At 52.7% G+C, this 20,023-nt stretch carries 12 protein-coding genes; 2 read left to right on the top strand and 10 right to left on the bottom strand.

Annotation, left to right across the window (positions count from 1 at the left end):
* Positions 1 to 34: 34 nt before the first annotated feature.
* The gene (locus tag D777_RS03395) at positions 35 to 1,051 is read left to right on the top strand and encodes a polysaccharide deacetylase family protein (protein WP_036128738.1); all 1,017 of its coding nucleotides are present in this window, start codon (positions 35 to 37) and stop codon (positions 1,049 to 1,051) included.
* Positions 1,048 to 2,157 carry a glycosyltransferase family 4 protein gene (locus D777_RS03390; protein WP_036128735.1) on the top strand — a complete coding sequence of 370 codons (1,110 nt, stop codon included), beginning with the start codon at positions 1,048 to 1,050 and terminating at the stop codon, positions 2,155 to 2,157. Before D777_RS03395 ends, D777_RS03390 begins: the two co-directional genes overlap by 4 nt.
* A 3-nt stretch (positions 2,158 to 2,160) precedes the next feature.
* Here the strand turns inward: D777_RS03390 and D777_RS03385 are convergent, their stop codons facing one another.
* The 10 genes from D777_RS03385 to acnD all read right to left on the bottom strand — a co-directional run bounded on the left by D777_RS03385 (position 2,161) and on the right by acnD (position 19,974).
* Positions 2,161 to 7,950, bottom strand: coding sequence for a non-ribosomal peptide synthetase (locus tag D777_RS03385; RefSeq protein ID WP_036128733.1), 5,790 nt, complete (start codon positions 7,948 to 7,950; stop codon positions 2,161 to 2,163).
* A 28-nt stretch (positions 7,951 to 7,978) separates the two neighbouring features.
* Entirely contained in the window at positions 7,979 to 9,310 is a 1,332-nt protein-coding gene (locus D777_RS03380; RefSeq protein WP_051668927.1) for a FemAB family XrtA/PEP-CTERM system-associated protein, read from the bottom strand.
* A 9-nt stretch (positions 9,311 to 9,319) separates the two neighbouring features.
* Complete coding sequence (locus D777_RS03375) at positions 9,320 to 10,180, bottom strand: XrtA system polysaccharide deacetylase (RefSeq protein WP_081849454.1); 861 nt, start codon at positions 10,178 to 10,180, stop codon at positions 9,320 to 9,322.
* A gap of 24 nt (positions 10,181 to 10,204) precedes the next feature.
* Entirely contained in the window at positions 10,205 to 11,464 is a 1,260-nt protein-coding gene (locus tag D777_RS03370) for an outer membrane beta-barrel protein (protein ID WP_227501653.1), read from the bottom strand.
* A gap of 19 nt (positions 11,465 to 11,483) precedes the next feature.
* Positions 11,484 to 12,305 carry a P-loop NTPase family protein gene (locus D777_RS03365; RefSeq protein ID WP_227501652.1) on the bottom strand — a complete coding sequence of 274 codons (822 nt, stop codon included), beginning with the start codon at positions 12,303 to 12,305 and terminating at the stop codon, positions 11,484 to 11,486.
* Positions 12,305 to 13,831 (bottom strand): XrtA system polysaccharide chain length determinant, encoded by a 1,527-nt coding sequence (locus tag D777_RS03360; protein ID WP_036128729.1) that lies wholly within the window; start codon positions 13,829 to 13,831, stop codon positions 12,305 to 12,307. The genes D777_RS03365 and D777_RS03360 overlap by 1 nt, the downstream gene beginning before the upstream one ends.
* A gap of 41 nt (positions 13,832 to 13,872) precedes the next feature.
* Positions 13,873 to 14,517: an XrtA/PEP-CTERM system exopolysaccharide export protein gene (locus tag D777_RS03355; protein ID WP_036128727.1), complete on the bottom strand. Its 645-nt coding sequence runs from the start codon at positions 14,515 to 14,517 to the stop codon at positions 13,873 to 13,875.
* A 63-nt stretch (positions 14,518 to 14,580) separates the two neighbouring features.
* Entirely contained in the window at positions 14,581 to 15,993 is a 1,413-nt protein-coding gene (locus D777_RS03350) for a TIGR03013 family XrtA/PEP-CTERM system glycosyltransferase (RefSeq protein ID WP_036128725.1), read from the bottom strand.
* A gap of 190 nt (positions 15,994 to 16,183) precedes the next feature.
* Entirely contained in the window at positions 16,184 to 17,353 is a 1,170-nt protein-coding gene (gene prpF / locus D777_RS03345) for a 2-methylaconitate cis-trans isomerase PrpF (RefSeq protein WP_036128724.1), read from the bottom strand.
* Entirely contained in the window at positions 17,350 to 19,974 is a 2,625-nt protein-coding gene (gene acnD / locus D777_RS03340) for a Fe/S-dependent 2-methylisocitrate dehydratase AcnD (RefSeq protein ID WP_036128723.1), read from the bottom strand. The genes prpF and acnD overlap by 4 nt, the downstream gene beginning before the upstream one ends.
* Between the last annotated feature and the right edge of the window lie 49 nt (positions 19,975 to 20,023).

Here is a 20,023-nt window from a genome sequence, read left to right as displayed (position 1 = left end):
ACAGCCGGTTAACAGATACACAGGGATGGCTTGAATGACGATTGTAAAAGGTCTTGTGAAAAGTGCTTTGCACTCAGCGTTCTCTTACATTGGCCTGCTTCGACTCAGGATGGCAAAAAAGCCGACTCTTGTTATTTTGACCTACCACCGGATACTGCCCACAGAATCCCCTCTTCGAAACATCGAGCAACCCGGAATGGTCGCGTCGCCTGAAACCCTTGATAGCCATCTTGAGCTATTTCAATCCCTGAACGCTTCGTTCGTCCACTTGGATGAGTGGGTTAGAAAAAGAAAAGCCGGAGAAAAACTCCCCAAACTTGCCGTCGCCCTGACCTTCGACGATGGCTGGCAAGACAATTACAGCTACGCCTTCCCACTGCTTGAGAAATACCGTGTTCCTGCAACGATATTTCTGGTCAGTCAGTACCTCAACACAAATCGCGTGTTCTGGCCGGAACGCGTCATCGAGCTATCACGGCTTGAGCCTTCCAGCAGACCGCCAGAAATCAATGAATGGCTGAAACAGTATGCCGCAGGTACGCCGTTCAGTGAACGTGGCCTATCTGTGGAAGAGGCGGATGGCCTTGTAAACAATCTCAAATCGCTTGATGACAACACGATCCTTTCCGGGATAACACTGAATGAAGCACCCCATCCTTCATCCTCTCGCCTGATCCTCAATAACAGCGAACTCCGGGAAATGGCTTCATCAGGTCTGGTACGTTTTGGAGCCCATACCAGAGAACATTTCAGGCTCAATATGCTCTTGGATCAAGCATCCCTTGAAGATGAGATAGTGCTTTGCAAGCACGAACTGGAATCACTGAATATCGGCCCGATATCCTTGTTCTGCTATCCCAATGGAGACATTACCGACAAAGGTGAGCACCTTGTCAGCGGTAATTATCTCGGCGCCTGCACGACACAAAATGGCCTGAATGACACGACCACACCGGTCCATAACCTGAAGCGCTTTAACTTTCATGACGGCAATGGCCGCTCCCGCCGCTTAAGCCTGTCTACGATCGGACGGAGCCTGTTTTCCTCATGAGCCTCACCGTGACTCACATTGCGTCAGGAGATTTGTGGGCTGGTGCAGAAGTACAGGTCTATCAGCTCATCAAAGCCCTGTCTGAAACCCGCGAAATTAATCCCACAGCCATCGTCTTCAACCACGGCGTACTGGCTAATAAGCTCCAGAGCCTGGGGGTTCCCGTGACAGTGGCGGATGAAACCTCACTCAGCGCCTATCAGATGATTCAGTCCATTCGATGTCATATCAGGAGTAATGGTGCCAATGTCATACACACTCATGGATTCAAAGAGAACATCCTTGGCGTAACAGCTCAACGTCTTGCCGGCGTTCGCTGTTCTGTGCGAACCGTACACGGTAATCCCGAACATACCCGAAGCTGGAAAAAACCGGTAAAAAGAACTCTCGATGGTATTGATACCTTGATTGGTCGCTGGTTTCAGCAAGGCATTGTCGCGGTATCGAAGCAACTCAAGGAATTGTTAGAGCGCCCTTATCCCGGGAAAACATCCTTGATTCATAACTTTATCGACGTCCAGGAGCTATCGCAGGAGCAGCATCAGCCCGCCGAAGAGAAGGCCGGCCAGGTTTTCACTGTCGGGCTGGTCGGCCGTTTGGTACCAGTCAAACGCGCGGATCTTTTTATTGAAGCCCTCGATTTACTCAGAAAACGCTTTGGGCATAATGTGCGAGGAGTAATCATCGGCGATGGGCCTCTCAGGAAATCCCTTGAAGCGCGAACTCGTGAGCATGAATTGGATCAACATATTTCATTCGTTGGTTTTCTCAACCCGGCTACACCCGCAATAAGGCAACTCGACGCGCTGCTCATGCCATCCGATCACGAAGGCCTTCCAATGACGCTCATTGAAGCGCTGGCCTTGAAGATTCCTGTGGTAGCCCATGACACAGGCGGCATACCAGAGGCTCTCGATTACGGTCGCTGCGGAACTCTCGTAAAAGAACATTCCGCATCTGGGTATGCGGCAGCTCTGGATCGGCTGATTAAGCAGCCAGCAGACGCCCAGTTCAAGGCATCCGCCGGAGAGAGTCATGTACGAGAGCATTTTGATCGGCGAGAAAACGTCCGGAAGTACATAGCTCTTTATCAATCACTCACCTAGCCCTCAAGTTGAGGACGAGAAAAATGTTTCGAGAATATCGATCACCTCCGGTGACTCCATGAATTCTTCATGGGCCACTGGCGCTTCCCGGATTTCAAGCTTTCCTGTGAGGACGCCCTCCCAACCAAGCTTTGGATCCTTGTAAACACCACCAAATTTCTCAGTGCCCCTTACCAGTAGCACATCCCCGGCATAAGGTCTCTCGGTGTGTCTGGTCAAGGCTCGCTTGTTCCGTTCCTCAATGAAAAAGGGGCGCAGTCCATAAGGGACGGGTTTTCCCATTATCCGATGGATCGCAATGGAAAGTTTCTTCAGCGCGTACGTGGCGCGACTCTTTAAGGAAGGCACTATTCTTTTGGCAATACTCTGTATCGCTTCAGACCCCCCATCCGCGCCTTCGTCGGATTCATTATCACGCCCATAGGGACCGATCGTATCGAGAAGTACCACATAGTCAACATCGTACCCTTTGTCCGTCAGGATAGAAGCCATTTCGAGCGCGATCGTACCGCCCATAGAACCTCCCATCAGGGTAAAGGTGCCGGTGTATCCAGCGTCGAGCAACTCAGCCACGTAGTCGTCTGCCTGTTCTCGAAGGGTTGGCTTAGGCTCGCCATAACCATCCAGCCCCTTTGACTGAAATCCGACGCGGGGCCGATTCTGGCCAATCTTTTCTAGTGTCGTCCGATAACTGAGTACGTTACCGCCCACTGCATGAACACATACAAGAGGTCCGACTACTCCCTCTCCACCCATTGGGACCAGACTGGTCCAGGATCGATTCTTCGAAACATTCTTCTGCCGCGTTCCGGAGCCACTCTGTTCCAACTGATCATCAAGTACCCGGGCGAGTTCCACCAATGAGGAGTATTCCAGCAATGTAGAAAGCGGGATGTCACGTTTCATGTCACGCACGATGGCGGTGAAAACCTGAAGCGCCTTGATTGACGTTCCCCCCAATCGGAAAAAATCGTCCTCGCGAGCGATTACCGTCTGATTCAGCACCCTGCTCCAGATCTCCGCGAGCTGTTTTTCTGTTGGTGTTGAGGGTGGCGTCTTGCGGCCCTCATCTTCTTCGTTGTTTTGAGTCTGGGGTTCGGGAAGCTGTCTACGATTAACTTTTCCGGTTTGACCGACCGGGAATACAGAAAGATCGATCAGATAGTCGGGAACCATATAGCGTGGAAGTTTTTGCTTTAACCAGCTGACAATTTCTCGCCTTTGAGACGCGTTCTTGAACTCAGGAGTCACATAGCTTACGAGCTGTTTCTCGCCGGATGGGGCTATCCAGGGAACTGTAATTGCCTGCTCAACCCCGGGGTATTGTTCCAGCAATGTCGAAATTTCATCTGGCTCAATACGGAACCCGCGGATCTTCACCTGATTATCAACTCGACCAAGGAACTCTATGGCGCCGTCTTCCCGCCAGGATGCGAGGTCTCCGGTGTTATACACGCGCCCAATTGCTCTTCCACACGGATTTGTAACAAATACCTGGTCGGTCCGTTCTTGATCGTTCACATATCCAAGCGCAACGCCATCTCCCCCCGTAAAGAGATTCCCCGGCACACCAATCGGACAATCGTTACCGTATGCATCCAATATATAAGCTGTTGTATTTGAGATCGGAAAACCAACTGGAATTGGCGTCGGAACCTGATCTGGAGAATGCATGGGGTAGCAACATGTGAACGTGGTGTTCTCGGTCGGACCATACCCATTAATCAAAGTCAGACCTGGGTTTTCCTCTAGCACTTTCGCTACCCATTTCGGAGAGAGTACATCTCCCCCAGCCAGTAGGTGCCGGACATTCTTAAAAATGTCTGGCGAGTACTCGGCCACGTAATGAAACAATGCTGCCGTCAGCCAAAGGGCTGATACCTTCCCGGATTCCAGAACGTCTCCGAGCTCTTCCATCGAAATCTGCTCTTTTTCTGGAATGACCAGGGTTCCGCCATTCAGCAACGGGCCCCATATCTCCAGGGTGGACGCATCAAATGCAACTGGCGCGTACATCAAGAATCGGGTGTCGCTATCCAATGGCATAAAGTTGTTGTTGAGAACAAGACGTAGGATGTTGCGATGGCAGACCTCAATCCCTTTCGGAAGTCCCGTCGAACCCGACGTAAACATGACGTAGGCCCCATCAAGGGGATCAACCTGCCTGGGATCAACGTGCGACATATCGGCTAGATTCGACGCGTCAAAAGGAGCAACGGTAATGACTTGCAGAGAAAGCTTCCGTTGCTCAAGCAGAGGACCGTCGCTTTCGTCGACTAGAACATGGCGGACTTCCGTTAACTGCAGAATGGTCGCTAGCCGTTCATCTGGATAGTTGAAGTCCAATGGAACATACGACGCACCAGCGCGTAAAATTCCCAAAATGCCCGCAACGGTTTCCACTGTCCGTCTTGAGGAAATACCAACCCTGGCCCCTTGTTCCACACCGCAATCTATCAGCTTGCCTGCAATGCGCGCCGAATAGGCTTCGAGCTCACGATAACTGAGTTCGAGGTCGCCGCATGCGATTGCCGATGCTTCCGGTGTAGATCGCGCTTGAGCCGCAAAGCACTGAAAAACACTGGAGTCCCGGTGATAGGCTCTTTGGTCCAGATGCCAATTATCGATCAACCTTTTTTCGATACCCGTTACGCTATCGATCTTCTCACAGGACGTGTCTGGAGAATCCAGAGCCGCCTCCATCATCGTGCCAAATCGCTCAACAAAACGTTGGAGGGTTGAGCGCTTATACAGTGATGTGTTGCCCTGTAATACCAGCCTGAGGCGATCTGAATAGGTCTCGACGAACATCAGCAGGTCAAACTGCGAAAAACCAGTATCGACGACCACAGGTTCCCAGCCCACAACAGAAGAAAGTCCACTTGGCCTGCCCGTGTAGTCGTTGAGGCCGAGCATGGTCTGATAAATGGGCATACGAGAAGGATCCCTATCGGGACATACGGCGTTAACCACTTCATCAAAGGGAATGCCGTCATGCTGCATCGCCTCCAGTGACGACGCACTTACGTCCCTTGCCAATTTATCAAAGCTCAAATGCTGATCGACTCTGACGGGGACAGCGATGGTGTTGATGAATAACCCGACCATGTCCTGCGTAATCGGCGGTTGCCGGCCGCTGACAGGCACTCCAATGACATAAGCTCCCTGCTGAGCATGTTTATCTAAAAACAGAGCATATAGTGATAATGCAACGGCGAATGGGGTTACCTGAAGGTCCCTTGCAACCGTGAACAGTTTTTCACCCACCACCTCCGGTAGATCCACGGAGACAGTGGCGCCATCAAACGATTGCGTTGGTGGCCTGGGATAATCTGTTTTGATATCCAATGGCCCCGGCGCGTCTGCGAGAGTCTCTACCCAGTAATCCAGATCAGAACGCTGATCAATCTCTCTTTTGCCGTTAAGGTACCCAGCAAACCCGAGATCGGCTTCAGTCCGCTCTTCTTTGGTTCCCTTGTCGTAGTTCCGGGCAACTTCTTTCCAGACAGCGGACTGCGAAAGCCCATCGATGATCATGTGATGCGCCACATACTGAATGACGTGCCGCTTTTCATGATCGGTATAGACAATAAACCGCACCAGCGGCTCCGCGTGGAAATCAAAGGGCCGGCGCGCACGCTCCGTCATTGTATCCGGAAGAGAATCCCAACCGCCCTCAGGGTCAACGGTGACAACATCCACATCCTGGCGCGGATCGACGATAACCCATTCCAGCTCGTCACTGTCTGCGATAACCATGCGGAACGCCACGTGATCTGCGAGAACAGACCGGATTGATTCCTTCAATAACTCAAGATCAATTTCTTCGTCTATCTGATAGGCTTCTGATTCATAGAATACCCCGGCACTCTTCGCTGCGAGCACGGCATACCACATACGCTTTTGAGCGCTGGAGAATGGTATTCGCTCGGGAAGGTCCTCAATTCTCGCGTACATCGGATTTCTATCAACACACTGCTCCGCATGCTCAAACAGTTGAACATGCTCTGCGAGCTTGCTGTGTGTGAGCAGATCTACCGGCCTGACATGCTTGCCTGTTTTGCGCAGGAGCATAACCGACAAGCTGGCGGCTATGAGCGAATGCCCGCCAAGCAAGAAAAAGTCCGACTGTTCATTCTCCGGCCAAGCACCCAGGAGCTCATGCCAGCATCGGGCCATGTTCTCGAAAGACGGATCCGCGAATTCGACACGTTCTTCACTGTTCTCCTGTTGAGGAGATTCAGACTGAATCCAGGCTTTCAGAGCTTTCCGGTCGATCTTACGGCTCGGAGTTACTGGAAGGTCCGGGTACCAACGCCAAGCTTTTGGAATCATATAGGACGGTAGCTTTTCTGCTAACGCAGACTCCAGCGCTTTCTGATCTCCAGACTCAGTTCCTCGGATGCACCCCACCAAGGCCGGCTCAGCGCCAGCAGGGCCGGCAAGGACTACCGCACTTTCTCCAATCCCGGGAAGGCTGGAAAGGACCGTTTCGATCTCTCCAAGCTCTACACGGAACCCTCGAATCTTTACCTGGTTATCAAGGCGGTCGATGTAAAGCAAAGCACCATCATCCGTCATGCAGACAAGATCACCGGTGCGATAGAATCTTAAAGCCTGGCCATCGTGCTCCGCCTCTGCGAAACGCTCCTGGTTCAATTCTGGGCGCCCATAATACCCCGGAGTGACGCCAACACCAGCAATCCACAATTCACCTGGCTGCCCAACCCGACAAGGTAGACCGTTCTCATCGCTTATCCGGTAAACCAGGTTCGGAAGAGCACTGCCCAGAGGAATCTGCGCATTTTCAACATCTGTCAGCGTTACTCTATGAACACTCGCGTAGACGGTCGCCTCGGTAGGCCCATAACAATTCCAAACTGCGCCCGCAGAGGAACAAAGAACTTTGGCCAATCCGACCGGAAACGCCTCTCCCCCACTGATCAGCCTATGAGCCCCGTTAGGCCTCCAGCCGTAATCTGTGAGCATCCGCCATGTAGCAGGTGTCGCTTGCATGAGCGTCAGCTGATTCTCATCAATGATCGAAGACAGAAGTGCTGGATCCAGTCCATCATTGCGAGACACCAAATAGATTGAGGCGCCCGAGATCAGTGGCAAAAAAATCTCAAGAACTGATATATCAAACGATACTGTGGTCAAAGCCAGAACCCGGTCCGAAGGCTCTATACCCGGTTCATTCGCCATTGCCAAAAGAAAGTTAACCATTGCCCCTCGGGGAATAGGCACTCCCTTGGGCCTACCGGTTGAACCTGAGGTAAATAGCAGATACGCAAGATCGTCAGGGTTCCATGATGGTAAGGCGTGGTATTCGGTTAACTCTGGTAGGCTCTCGACCAAAAACGTTCTATCTGAAAATGCCTCCGGTATCAGGTGGGTATTGGCCCGGTCAGTCACTGCGGCCTTTGAACCAGAGTCTTCTACAATGATTGCGACGCGATCCGCCGGAAGAGCCGGATCAACAGGCACATAGCATGCGCCAGCTCGGAGAATCCCGAGCAGGATTGCGGGTAACTCAATGGTTCGATCAACACATACAAGAATGTTATCACCGGCACCCAGTCCCCGGGATATCAGCCACCCCGCCCAAGCCTTACTTCTGGCGTCCAGATCAGAGTACGTCAACGAGCCGTCTTTACCCCGAACCGCCTCTTTCCCGGGCTGGCGTTCACAATGCCCAAGAAATAGCTGCTCCAACGACTGGTTTGGCCATTCACTCACAGCCATCGAGTCATAACAAACATTGGCGGCAGACTCCGACATCTTCGAATCCATTGTTATCACATCCATTGAATTGCTGACTTCAGGGTAAAAACTTCACAACACGGGGACCAATGACACGGCTCATCCAGACTGGCATGCGTTTCCATACCGCGATAAGGAACCGGAACTTCGGATTCTGAGGGTTTAAACCTGGCAGTTCTTCGCCATCATTCAGGACATAATCCCAGTTGAGCTGAACTGGCGTTGCCCCCCATTGTTGTTTGAACCGGTAGGTTCCGGCGTCCTTACTGCATCGACCAAAATCAAATAGGTTGCAGTTCTTGGCGATCGATAACTCGAGGACCTTCCAATACATAAGCATATTGATGCCAGTATGGTTATATTCTCGCAACGTAGATGCCCAGGGGATCTCCATGCGATTGCCAAAGCCCGTAATAAACGCGCACCCAACTGGAAAACTATCTATGTGAGCGACAACAAGGGTGGCTTGAGATCCTAACGCGTCCAGAAGGTTGCCGAAGAACGACTTTCCGTAAACTGGCGTTCCCAGGTCTCTCATGTTGCGCGAAAAAACAGCATAAAAATCATTCAGGAGTTCATGCCTACCGAATAGTATTTCTGCCTTTTCTTTCTCCCCGCGCCGAATCTGCGCCCGTACCTTTGGTTGAAAACTGTCCCAGAGGTCCTTGGAATCAGACGGCAACGGTAGCCAAAAAGTCAGTTTATCGGTGCGTTGCTTTAGCCCCAACTTAGAATCCGGTACATGTCGGAGTTCGATGCTGTCGGCGCCTACCTGCTGTCTCCAGGCAGCCGCTTCCTCAAGTAGAGCGTCGGCTATTGACCGATTTGCGGCCAATACGCCTCCGTAATTGAAATACGGAGTTGAGACAATTACGTTTCCAAACAATCGACTGTTGAGCTGAACCAAAGGCAAGATCCCAACCACACCGTCAGTAGCGTCAGTAGCTATCAGGTACCGTGAGGGATGGCCATATGTCTTGGCGATGAACTCCACCGTCTCAACCGTATGCCAAATACTCCCGGCAGGGTGTTCGGCAACGTATTTATTGATAGCAGATTTCCGGGAAGGGTCGGAAAAATAGTCGGAAATCTTGAATTGGCTTACGTGTTGGTCGCCAATAGCGTTCGGGATTGTTCCAAGCTCGGGCGACCAACGCGTTGTTCTGTCTGATTCCTCACCAACCGCCTTTAGCCGTTTCTTCAATGTTTTCTGAAGAGCTTTTAGCTCATCGGAAACAGCCTTCATCTGTTCAATCAGAGAGCCTGTTGATTCCGGGTCCAGGCGCCTGGCTTTCGCTATATGTCGCCCTAACTCGGCCTTCTGCGCTTTCAGCGAGTTAATACGCGACTTGATTTGACCAAAGTCGGTTGCGGATAAAGCAGTTCCCATAGAAGCGCCTCAGACCGCAACAGGTTCTGACGGGATATCTACCAACGACAGAACCTCGTCGACCGTTCCAAAACTGAAGTCATCCAACAGATGTTCCAGGCGTGACAAGCATCGGTTCAGATTGTTGTAATGTCTGAAACGAGAAATTGCGCTTACTTTCAGGCGAGGCTGCTCCGGATCCACTTCCCACGGATGGAGGTAGAAAATAAACGGCTGCCCTGCTCTATTAATACGGCCTAGCCCCCATCGACTTAACCAATAAGGATATAATCGGAAATAGCCGCCACCTGCTATTGGAAGGCGATAATTGCCGATTGGGCACGTGGACAGGGGAAATTCCCTCAGCACCCCTCCATTAGGAGCTTTGAGTAAGTATGGCTCATGAGGAGTTCCGGGCATCCCATAGCGATCATGGTGGACAGGAAAGATAGAGGAATCCCAGGTAAATCCCTCCTCGCAGAGCACGTCAAGCGCCCACCGCGACTGAGCGGTGATTGAATAGCTTGCAGCCCGATAACCGGTGACGGCAGTACCGGCAATGTCTTCCAGGAGCTTCTTTGATTTCCGGGTTTCCTCGACGAAAACCTCTGGCTTTTGATTATAAACTAACTGATGGCTGTACCCGTGACTGGCAATTTCGTGCCCGGCCTCGTGTATTCGACGTACGAGCTCGGGGGATTTGTTGGCGACCCAGCCAAGCGTGAAGAATGTTCCCTTGATTCCTTTCTGATCAAGAAGCTCTAGAATCCGGTCGGTGTTATGCTCGACCCGGTACTCCATTGCATTCCAATCCTCCGGCTTGACTGCTTCAGCTAATGCAGCAACCTGGAAGTAGTCCTCTACGTCGATGGTCAAAGCGTTCTTGATCACTTCCTTGCGCTCCGGAAACACTGTCTATCGGAATTGATAATTTAAACCGAGAATGACCCAGTTTTCCTTGTACTCGCTGGATGCTGCATCACTTTGCCTTTGATTGTGACCAACACTACCCGTCAACTGAAAGTCCTGTGTCATTGAATAGCTCAACCCAGTAGACAGACTGAATGTCTCATCGTTCTGACCATTGCTATTAAAATAAGCGTATTCATATCGCCCGGCAGCATCAAATGACCACAGAGGGCTGATTGGCCTTGAATAAGTCACATCCACGCCCGCAGTATCTTCTTTGTCATCCACTCTCAGGTAATCCGCCCGGTTGGCGAAGAAACTGATTCGCGTAATGGCACCAGAGCTGAACTCTTTCTCGCCACCAAAGTTGAGTGTCGTTACCCGAACCTCTGTTGTTTCACGAAGGTTAAAGGTGAAATCTTCGAAGCGAACATCAAAATCGGACGTTTGATCGGTCAGTTCCTGACTGGCATTCAAATAAAGACGAAGAGATCCGGAAACGTCACGTTCAATACTCACCTGACCGACCAAACCGTCGGAGCTCTGCTCGAACGTCCCGAAACGACTGGTCAGCTTGCTGTATCCCAAGCTTCCCGTAAAATCCGTTGCCGCCCAGTTCTTTATCCAGTTCAGGGACACAACATTGGTATCTATCTCTCCACCAGTGTCCAGATCGGCCCGATTAGTTGATACGCTCACACCACCGGACAAGGTCGGATGAAACACATGGTTCCACCCCGCTGACCCAATGTACCGTTCACTGTCTGTTTCTTCAGGCTCCCTGAACTCCGTGTTTTGATATTGGATGGACAGATTCAACTGATCCCGGGCGCCAAGTGGGATCATGTACCTCGGTCCGGTTCGAAATATATTCTTAACGGACCGGTTATCCGGCGTATCTGTGCCTCGTGAATCGCGTTTGACCTGGCTCAGGTTATCGTTTACTTCCCAAGTCAGCCCAGCGCGTAGTTCACATAGACCAAAGAAATTCCCGTCGACGTAGGTTTCAGGGTCGTATGTGCGATCCCACCACCGGCCATAGCCGAGCTCTGCACCAGTCTGTGCAGAGCACTTCCCGGGATCGGTCTCATGAAAGATACCGACAGTAACTCTGGTCTCAGTATCGCTACTCTCATTGTCAGCGCTTTGCGCCATGTTATCGCTGAAACGGTTGTCGAGTGCGCCTGTTATGGTCGCTGGCGCCGAATAGACACTGGCTGGCGCTGCGCCCAGCAAGCAAAAGATCATCGCGCTGAGAGCGGGCATCCTGCCCCTGAATCGCCTGCTATCCATTGATCACTGCCCCTACAAACTTCTCCCGACTGAACGCCCCAGCGGCCTGCTCAACGCCAGCCGTTGTGATTTTTCCATGTGGTACAACCAACAGGCCGTAGTCACATAGCTCTGTCAAAATACGTGCGTCAGGTGAATCGGAAATCGGCGCGGTGTCCAGAACAATAAACCGATCGGGGTAGCGGCGACGCACGGCTTGCAAGAACTGTTTCATCCGGAAAGAAGTAAAGAACTCGGCAGGCGTTTCCCGCCGGCTACCCGCAGGAATAAGACGTAGACGTGGAATTCCGGTTGGGTAAAGAATGCGCCCGATATCGAAGTCAGGATCGTCGAGGAAATCTGTTAAGCCGTTTTCAGGAATGATGTCGAGAGATGAATGCAACGCTGGCTCTCTCAAATTGCAGTCAATGACCAAAGCCGTTTTGGCATGATCAAATGCGAATGCGGCTGCCAGATTCAACGCTACGAAAGATGAACCTGCGCCCTCTGAAGCCCCACTGACAACAATCGTGAAGTTGTTGCCCCCGGAACGTTCAAGAAGTTTGGTCCGGAGATTACGAAATCGATTGACGAGATCTCGGTTTGGGGATTCGGGGTAAATGATTCTGCGCTCGTCCAGGTCGTCATTAGTAAGACGTCGCGGCTCTTGCATCCGAGAAATCTGTTTACTGATGACATACTTGTCTACCGCCCCGCTACCGAGTTCGAGTGAACTGGGAACTAGAAGCCTTGAGTCGTTCCAGTCACCGGCATTCTCAGGCGGCTGATCCTCCGGAATAGGCTCAACATTCTTGCCGGCATCAAAGTCTCTCATTAATTCACCCCGAAAACAGTTGCCCCGGCAAATCCCAGGTAAACAGCAACAACGATGAGGCTAAAGACAATAATCACAGCGGTGACCTTTCTGTCTTTGCGTTTCTCATAAGGAGTTCTCACTTCCGGAAGCTGTTCCAGCACTGGAAACTCAAACACTTCCTCAATTTGCTCCCGAACACGAATCCGGGGATCAACCTGGGCCCAACCAACCGCCGCTCCAAAAGGCGCAGCGATACCAATCAGCAACCCCGCGATTGCGAACAACTCGAAGCGTGGCCCGTCAGGAGATAATGGGTATTGAGCAGTCTCATTAATTCTGTAGTTAAGACCTTGGCCTTCGATATCCAAATGCATGGAAACACGCGCCTTCTCTCTGCGCTTCAACAGGTCGTCATAGATCTGCTTGTTGACTTCCATATCCCTGGTGAGCTCAGAATACTGGGCCTTGTTTCCCTGGATACGCTCCATACGTTTGGCCTGTTCCTGGATCAAGCGCTCAATCGACCTGATTCGCGTCTGAATGGTTTGGGCATCCGCGCGCGTGGTTACCAGCTCGGATCGGACTTCCTGATACACCGGGTTTGCGACGCTTTCCCCTTCAACAGCCGTATCCTCGGAAGCACTGTTCGCCAGGGCTTGCCTACGTTGATTCTTGAGTTCAGTCAGTTGCTCCTGAAGAATGACAATATCGGGGTAGCTATCGTGATACTGCAATCTGAGAGTATCTAAACGAGCCTGAAGGGCATTGATTCTCTGCTGGAATGAGTCTTCTGTTTTCTTCTGTGTCAGCGATGGAGACAGGCTATTCAGTTGCTGCTGCAGTGAGGCAGCACGAGTCTCAAGCTCCTCACGTTCAAGAGTCGCAAGCTCTAGCTGACGCCGCAGGTCTGCCATCCGGCTATTTGCTTCCGACTCCGTTCCATCCACGTTTTCCGAGAGGAAGTCCTTCAGATTACGCTCAACCTGAGCGAGTTGCTGTTCATAAGACTTCACCTGTTTATCGATGAATTCGTATGCTGCGCGACTTTCAGCCCGCTTTCGCTCGTTATTCTCTTCTATGAACAACTGCCCAAGGCGTTGCGCAATCTTGAACGCTCGAAGCTGAGAATTATCGGTGTATTCAATACTGAAATAGGAGTCACCCCGGGGCCGGACAATCAAGTTTCCCCTCAAACCTGCAATGCGACCTTCAAGTTCGGCCGGGCCGATATCAGACGTGCCCTCTCCATATATATCGGGATCCCGGGCAATTTTCTCGATTACATTGCGGGACCACAACAGTTCCTTTGCTGCAGATGCTCGCTCATTAATCTTCGTAGTAACCGCACTGCCTTCCATGAGTGGGCGAATGATATTCTGGTCGTCCACGAATATCACTACACTTGACTGGTACTTGTATGGCCACAAATAGCCCACCGCCAATACAGCCATGCTAACAGCAGCAAACAAAAAGAAGGCCAACCACTTTCGTGACCGCACTTCGCGGATGGCTTCACGTGGCAGTTGGCTTAGAGGTAATGCCATTTTTGGTACCTATTCCTGCTTAAACATCAACGACAAGCAAATTACAGGCTACGTTCTGGAACTGTGACGATGTCGCCGGGTCTCAGAGAATAGTTCGTTTCGACATCCCCCCTTTCGAGGATATCCCCAAGACGAACAGGAATCGCAACTACGCTCCCCTTGTGGACACGGTAAAGCATTGAATTGTTTGGAGCCGCAAACGGCGTGACGCCACCCGCACCAAGGATCATATCAAGCACCGTCATACCGTCGCGATGCGCCACAGAGGTAGGTTGGGCCACAGCACCCGTCACACGCACCCGGTCGGTGTATTCGTGACTACCCATTGACGTAACAACGATACTTACCTGAGGCTCCCGAATGTACTGCATCAATGAAGTTTCGATCGATTCAGCAAGCGCTTCGGGAGTGCGGCCACTTGCAACCACATCACCCACCAGTGGTACAGAGATCTTCCCGTCGGGACGTACAGGTACCGAAATACTGAGGTCGTCGTTTCTCCACACAGACACCTGGACCACATCCGTGGGCCCCAAAACGTAGTCTTTCGCTTCCTCTGAGGGCAGAGGAGCCAGTGCCTGCTCAATTTTCTCTGGAGATGATGAGGTTGTTGACGCACACCCGCTCAGCAGAACTACTGCAAAAGTGGAAAGCAACGCCGCCCGTTTGAAAATCGCCCTCGACATAGTGGTTCCTCTCTTCTTATCCATGAATTACAACCCACACAGCTCTTACCGGCTCAGATCAAATCACCGGGAACCCTTCTTGAACAATACCACCTCTACTGTCTGAATTATAACCAACAAATCCAGCAGCAGACTCTGGTTCTTAATGTAGTACAAGTCGTACCGAAGCTTCTCCCGAGTGTCTTCCTCGTTATCAGCATAGGCAAAGCACAGTTGGGCCCATCCAGTCAGGCCGGGTTTGACCCGGTGACGCTCATTATAGAATGGGATTTTCTCTGTCAGCTGCTCCACGAAGACCGGGCGTTCCGGCCGTGGTCCGACAAATGCCATGGTACCGTTTAGGACATTAAAGATTTGTGGAAGCTCATCAATCCTGACCTTCCTGATGAACTCGCCAACTTTGGTCACGCGGGCATCGTTCTTCTTGGCCCAGACAGCGCCGTCTTTTTCAGCGTCAGTGATCATCGATCGAAACTTGTGAACCATGAACGGCTTTCCGTTCAACCCGACTCGTTCCTGACTGTAAAAGACGGGTGACTTCCAGCCATCTTCAAGTTTGATGGCAATTGCAGTCAGCAGCATGAAAGGGCAAGTCACGATGAATAGCGCACCCGCGGCAAGTAGGTCGAGGGAACGTTTTCCTACCCCGAATACTGATGACACCTTGAAACCATCAGAAAACACCAGCCAGCCTGGTGTGATCATCTCCAGAGCAACCTTGCGGGATTCTCGCTCATAGAAATTTGCTCCGTCGACGATGCGAATGCCTTCCATCTTGCATTCGAGGAGGTCCTCCATGGGCAACCCCTTGCGGCGGTCATCGACCGCGACAACGATCTCGGCGACAGGGTTCCGAAGGATATAATCGTGTAAGGAGCCAGGCACGTTGAGGAGGTATTTCTCATTAACTTCCACCGGTGCATCCGGCATGGGTACAAAGCCGGCAAGCACAAACCCCTTTCGATTGAATGGCGTGGTTAGATCCTGAAGCAATTGGCGTGCTCGCACCCCGGCACCCAGCACGAGAACCTTACGCTTGAAAGCGTCCTTGCCAACCAGAACAAAGAACACAGACCTGGCGATACCTAACAGAAATACACCAAACACTGAGGCAGAGGTGAGTACACCGCTATCACCGAGATACCATAGCCAGTCGCTGCCGAGAAACCAGGCAAAACCGCACAAAGGTAGCGCAATGATCAATGCCATGATTGTCCGGAGCATCATGCCGGACATGCCTTCCTCAACTCGCGATTGATGGACACCAAGCGCGATCATGACCACGAGGTTAAGCGCAGAGAAAACAATACAGGAAGGCACGACAAACATTATGTTGCCGAAGAAGAGATCCACATCGCCAAAAAAGCGGAAAAACGTGGCAAGAGCCAAAGCCAGGGCGAGGACCGCAAAGTCAATCAGACCTAGGATGACAAAAGGCAGGTGGATATAGTGTCTGAACAATCTGACGTGGGCCACGCCGACTCCTTGTGCTGTTCACACTGTCGTACTACAAGCGTCCGTTGCAGGAAATGTAACAAGATGTTGCACGATTTTAACGAAATCGCTAGAAAGTTCAATTACTTGATTGTGAAGTTATTAAACTATTCGCAGTAACTCGTTAATTTATATAAAAAAGGGCCAGGCTTTTGCCTGACCCCCTGTTTACTCAACCAGGCACCCTAACCCAGCCCTCCATCAACACCCGAGCACTCCGGCTCATGATGGCTTTCGTTGCTGTCCATTGACCGTGCACCTCCTTTGCCTCGGCGCCAACGCGCAAGGTTCCGGAGGGATGACCGAAGGTTACCTGGTTGCGATCACCGCCACCAGCGGCGAGGTTCACCAGGGTACCGGGTATGGCCGACGCGGTTGCGATGGCCACAGCTGCGGTGCCCATCATGGCATGATGCAGCTTACCCATGGACATAGCCCGAACCAGTACGTCAATGTCTACGGCGGCAATGGCTTTGCCACTGGAGGCGATGTAATCTTGCGGGCTGGCAACAAACGCGACCTTCGGGGTGTGCTGGCGTGCCGCAGCCTCGCTGACATCCGAGATCAGACCCATTTTCACGGCCCCATGGGCGCGGATGGTTTCAAACATTTCGAGCGCCTTGGGATCGCTGTTGATGTCGTCCTGCAGTTCAGTGCCCTTGTATCCAATGGCATCGGCATTCACGAAGATGGTCGGGATGCCGGCGTTGATCATGGTGGCCTTGAGGACCCCTACCCCGGGAACCTCAAGATCATCGACCAAATTGCCTGTCGGGAACATCGCTCCTTCACCATCAGCGGGGTCCATGAACTCGATCTGCACTTCGGCCGCCGGGAAGGTTACCCCGTCGAGCTCAAAATCGCCGGTTTCCTGGACTTCACCATTGGTAATCGGCACGTGGGCCACAATCGTTTTCTTGATGTTGGCCTGCCAGATCCGAACGGTACAGGTGCCATTTTCCGGAATCCGGTCTTTGTCAACGAAGCCACCATTGATGGCGAAAGCCCCAACCGCCGCTGTCAGGTTCCCGCAGTTACCGCTCCAGTCTACGAACGGCTTGTCGATGGAAACCTGGCCGAACAGATAGTCCACATCGTGATCCGCCTGAGTCGGCTCAGCCAGAATCACCGTTTTGGAGGTACTGGAGGTTGCGCCGCCCATACCGTCCGTCTGCTTCTGATACGGATCAGGACTTCCAATCACCCTCAGCAGGAGCTTGTCCCGGGCTTCACCCGGGACCTGGCAGGCTTCCGGCAGATCCTGCAGCCGGAAGAACACACCTTTGCTCGTTCCGCCACGCATGTAGGTGGCGGGTACCTTTATTTGAGGTGCGAAGCTCATGCTGCCCCCTCTGACTCCAGGAAGTCGTTGGCAAAGCGCTGCAATACGCCGCCCGCAGAATAGATGCTCAGCTCGGCAGCGGTATCGAGGCGGCAGATCACTGGCACTTCAACGCTCTCGCCATTCTTGCGATGAATAATCAGAGTCAGCTCTGCACCCGGGGCGATATCACCCTTCACATCATAGGTTTCAGTACCGTCGATGTTATAGGTATTGCGGGTCTCCCCTTCCTTGAACTGCAGGGGCAGAACGCCCATGCCCACCAGGTTGGTACGATGGATGCGCTCGAAACCTTCCGCCACGATCGCTTCAACACCTGCAAGGCGAACACCTTTGGCGGCCCAGTCGCGGGACGAGCCCTGACCATAATCAGCGCCGGCAACGATGATCAGCGGCTGTTTGCGCTCCATGTAGGTTTCAATGACATCCCACATACGCTTGACTTCGCCTTGCGGCTCCAGGCGCGCCAGTGAACCCTGGATGATTTCGCCGTTCTCGTCGCGAACCATTTCGTTCAGGATCTTCGGGTTGGCCAGGGTTGCACGCTGTGCAGTCAGGTGGTCACCACGGTGCGTTGCATAGGAGTTAAAGTCTTCCTCCGGCAAGCCCATCTTGTGCAGGTATTCACCCGCAGCGGAGTCCATCATGATGGCATTGGACGGAGACAGGTGATCCGTTGTGATGTTGTCGCCCAGCACCGCTAGCGGACGCATACCGGTCAGGGTGCGCTCCGCAGCGAGAGCACCTTCCCAGTATGGCGGGCGGCGAATGTAGGTGGACTTCGGACGCCAGTCGTACAGCGGGCTTTCGGCCTGCTCTGCGTCACCCAGATCGAACATCGGGATATAAACCTGGTTGAACTGCTCAGGCTTCACGTATTCGCCAACGATGCGATCGATCTCTTCATCCGAAGGCCAAATATCCTTCAACGTGATGGCATTGCCGTCTTTGTCGTACCCAAGCGCATCCTGTTCGATATCAAAACGGACGGTACCGGCGATCGCGTAGGCAACCACCAGCGGCGGTGACGCCAGGAAGGCTTGCTTCGCATACGGATGAATCCGGCCGTCGAAGTTACGGTTACCCGAGAGCACGGCCGTGGCGTACAGGTCACGATCGATGATTTCCTGCTGGATCTTCGGATCCAGGGCACCGGACATCCCATTACAGGTGGTGCAGGCGTAGGCCACGATACCGAAGCCCAGCTTTTCCAACTCGGGCAGCAATCCTGCTTCTTCGAGGTACAGACGGGCAACTTTGGAACCCGGTGCAAAGGAAGACTTCACCCACGGCTGACGAATCAGCCCCAGCTCATTGGCCTTCTTCGCCAGCAGGCCAGCAGCCACGACGTTACGGGGGTTGGAGGTGTTCGTACAGGAGGTAATGGCCGCGATGATGACGGCACCATCCGGCATCTTGCCTTCTTTTTCTTCAGCCAGGGCCTTGTCCAGGTCCTTCGCAATACCGCGCTCATGCAATGCAGACGTCGGCAGGCGACGATGCGGGTTGGACGGGCCAGCCATGTTGCGTTCGACCGTGGAGAGATCGAATTCCAGCACGCGCTCGTACTGCGCTTCTGTCATCTGGTCTGCCCACAGGCCGGTTTCCTTGGCGTATTTCTCCACCAGATCAACCTGTTCCGGCTCACGACCAGTCAGTTTCAGATAATCGATGGTTTGTTCGTCAATGTAGAACATACCTGCGGTGGCGCCGTACTCCGGTGTCATATTGGAAATGGTCGCACGGTCACCAATGGTCAGTGTGGACGCGCCCTCACCAAAGAATTCCAGATACGCACCGACGACACGTTCCTTACGCAGGAATTCAGTAATAGCCAGAACGATATCGGTCGCAGTGATACCGGGCTGACGTTTGCCAGTCAGTTTCACACCGACAATATCCGGTAGGCGCATCATGGACGGACGGCCGAGCATCACGGTCTCTGCTTCCAGGCCGCCAACGCCAATGGCGATCACGCCCAGGCAGTCAATGTGGGGCGTATGGCTGTCGGTACCAACACAGGTATCCGGGAATGCAATGCGGTGGCCATCGTCGTCAGCACGGTCCTGAATCACCGGAGACATCTTCTCCAGGTTAATCTGGTGCATGATGCCGTTACCGGCCGGAATCACGTCCACGTTTTTGAACGCGGTACGGGTCCAGTCAATAAAGTGGAAACGGTCTTCGTTGCGACGATCCTCGATCGCACGGTTCTTGTCGAATGCGTCCGGATCGAAGCCCGGCGCTTCGACCGCCAGCGAGTGGTCCACAATCAGCTGAGTCGGAACCACCGGGTTTACCTTGGCAGGATCACCGCCCTTTTCGGCAATAGCATCACGCAGGCCAGCCAGATCCACCAGCGCGGTCTGGCCGAGAATGTCGTGGCACACTACCCGCGCCGGATACCAGGGAAAATCCAGGTCACGCTTGCGTTCGATCAGCTGTTTCAGCGAATCGGTCAGAGACTCGGAATCGCAGCGGCGAACCAGCTGCTCGGCGAGAATCTTGGAGGTGTACGGAAGCTTGTCGTAGGACCCAGACTGGATCGCTTCTACCGCCTGGCGAGTGTCGTAGTATTCCAGGTCGGTACCCGGAAGGGACTTTCTGTATTCAGTATTCATGGTCGTTGGTCTCTCAATTCGTGGCATTCGTCCTAAAAACAGGGCTGCC

Origin of the sequence: Marinobacter nitratireducens, assembly GCF_000708045.1 — a bacterium.
Lineage (GTDB): Bacteria > Pseudomonadota > Gammaproteobacteria > Pseudomonadales > Oleiphilaceae > Marinobacter > Marinobacter nitratireducens.
The sequence above is the reverse complement of the archived record's forward strand: the minus strand, read 5'-3'. Positions and strand labels throughout refer to the sequence as shown.

What these genes read in the sequence shown, in the direction of transcription:
- D777_RS03395 (WP_036128738.1), top strand. Translation starts at nt 35, where the DNA reads ATGACGATTGTAAAAGGTCTTGTGAAAAGTGCTTTGCACTCAGCGTTC.
- D777_RS03390 (WP_036128735.1), top strand. Translation starts at nt 1,048, where the DNA reads ATGAGCCTCACCGTGACTCACATTGCGTCAGGAGATTTGTGGGCTGGT.
- D777_RS03385 (WP_036128733.1), bottom strand. Translation starts at nt 7,950, where the DNA reads ATGGATTCGAAGATGTCGGAGTCTGCCGCCAATGTTTGTTATGACTCG.
- D777_RS03380 (WP_051668927.1), bottom strand. Translation starts at nt 9,310, where the DNA reads ATGGGAACTGCTTTATCCGCAACCGACTTTGGTCAAATCAAGTCGCGT.
- D777_RS03370 (WP_227501653.1), bottom strand. Translation starts at nt 11,464, where the DNA reads ATGCCCGCTCTCAGCGCGATGATCTTTTGCTTGCTGGGCGCAGCGCCA.
- D777_RS03365 (WP_227501652.1), bottom strand. Translation starts at nt 12,305, where the DNA reads ATGAGAGACTTTGATGCCGGCAAGAATGTTGAGCCTATTCCGGAGGAT.
- D777_RS03360 (WP_036128729.1), bottom strand. Translation starts at nt 13,831, where the DNA reads ATGGCATTACCTCTAAGCCAACTGCCACGTGAAGCCATCCGCGAAGTG.
- D777_RS03355 (WP_036128727.1), bottom strand. Translation starts at nt 14,517, where the DNA reads ATGTCGAGGGCGATTTTCAAACGGGCGGCGTTGCTTTCCACTTTTGCA.
- prpF (WP_036128724.1), bottom strand. Translation starts at nt 17,353, where the DNA reads ATGAGCTTCGCACCTCAAATAAAGGTACCCGCCACCTACATGCGTGGC.
- acnD (WP_036128723.1), bottom strand. Translation starts at nt 19,974, where the DNA reads ATGAATACTGAATACAGAAAGTCCCTTCCGGGTACCGACCTGGAATAC.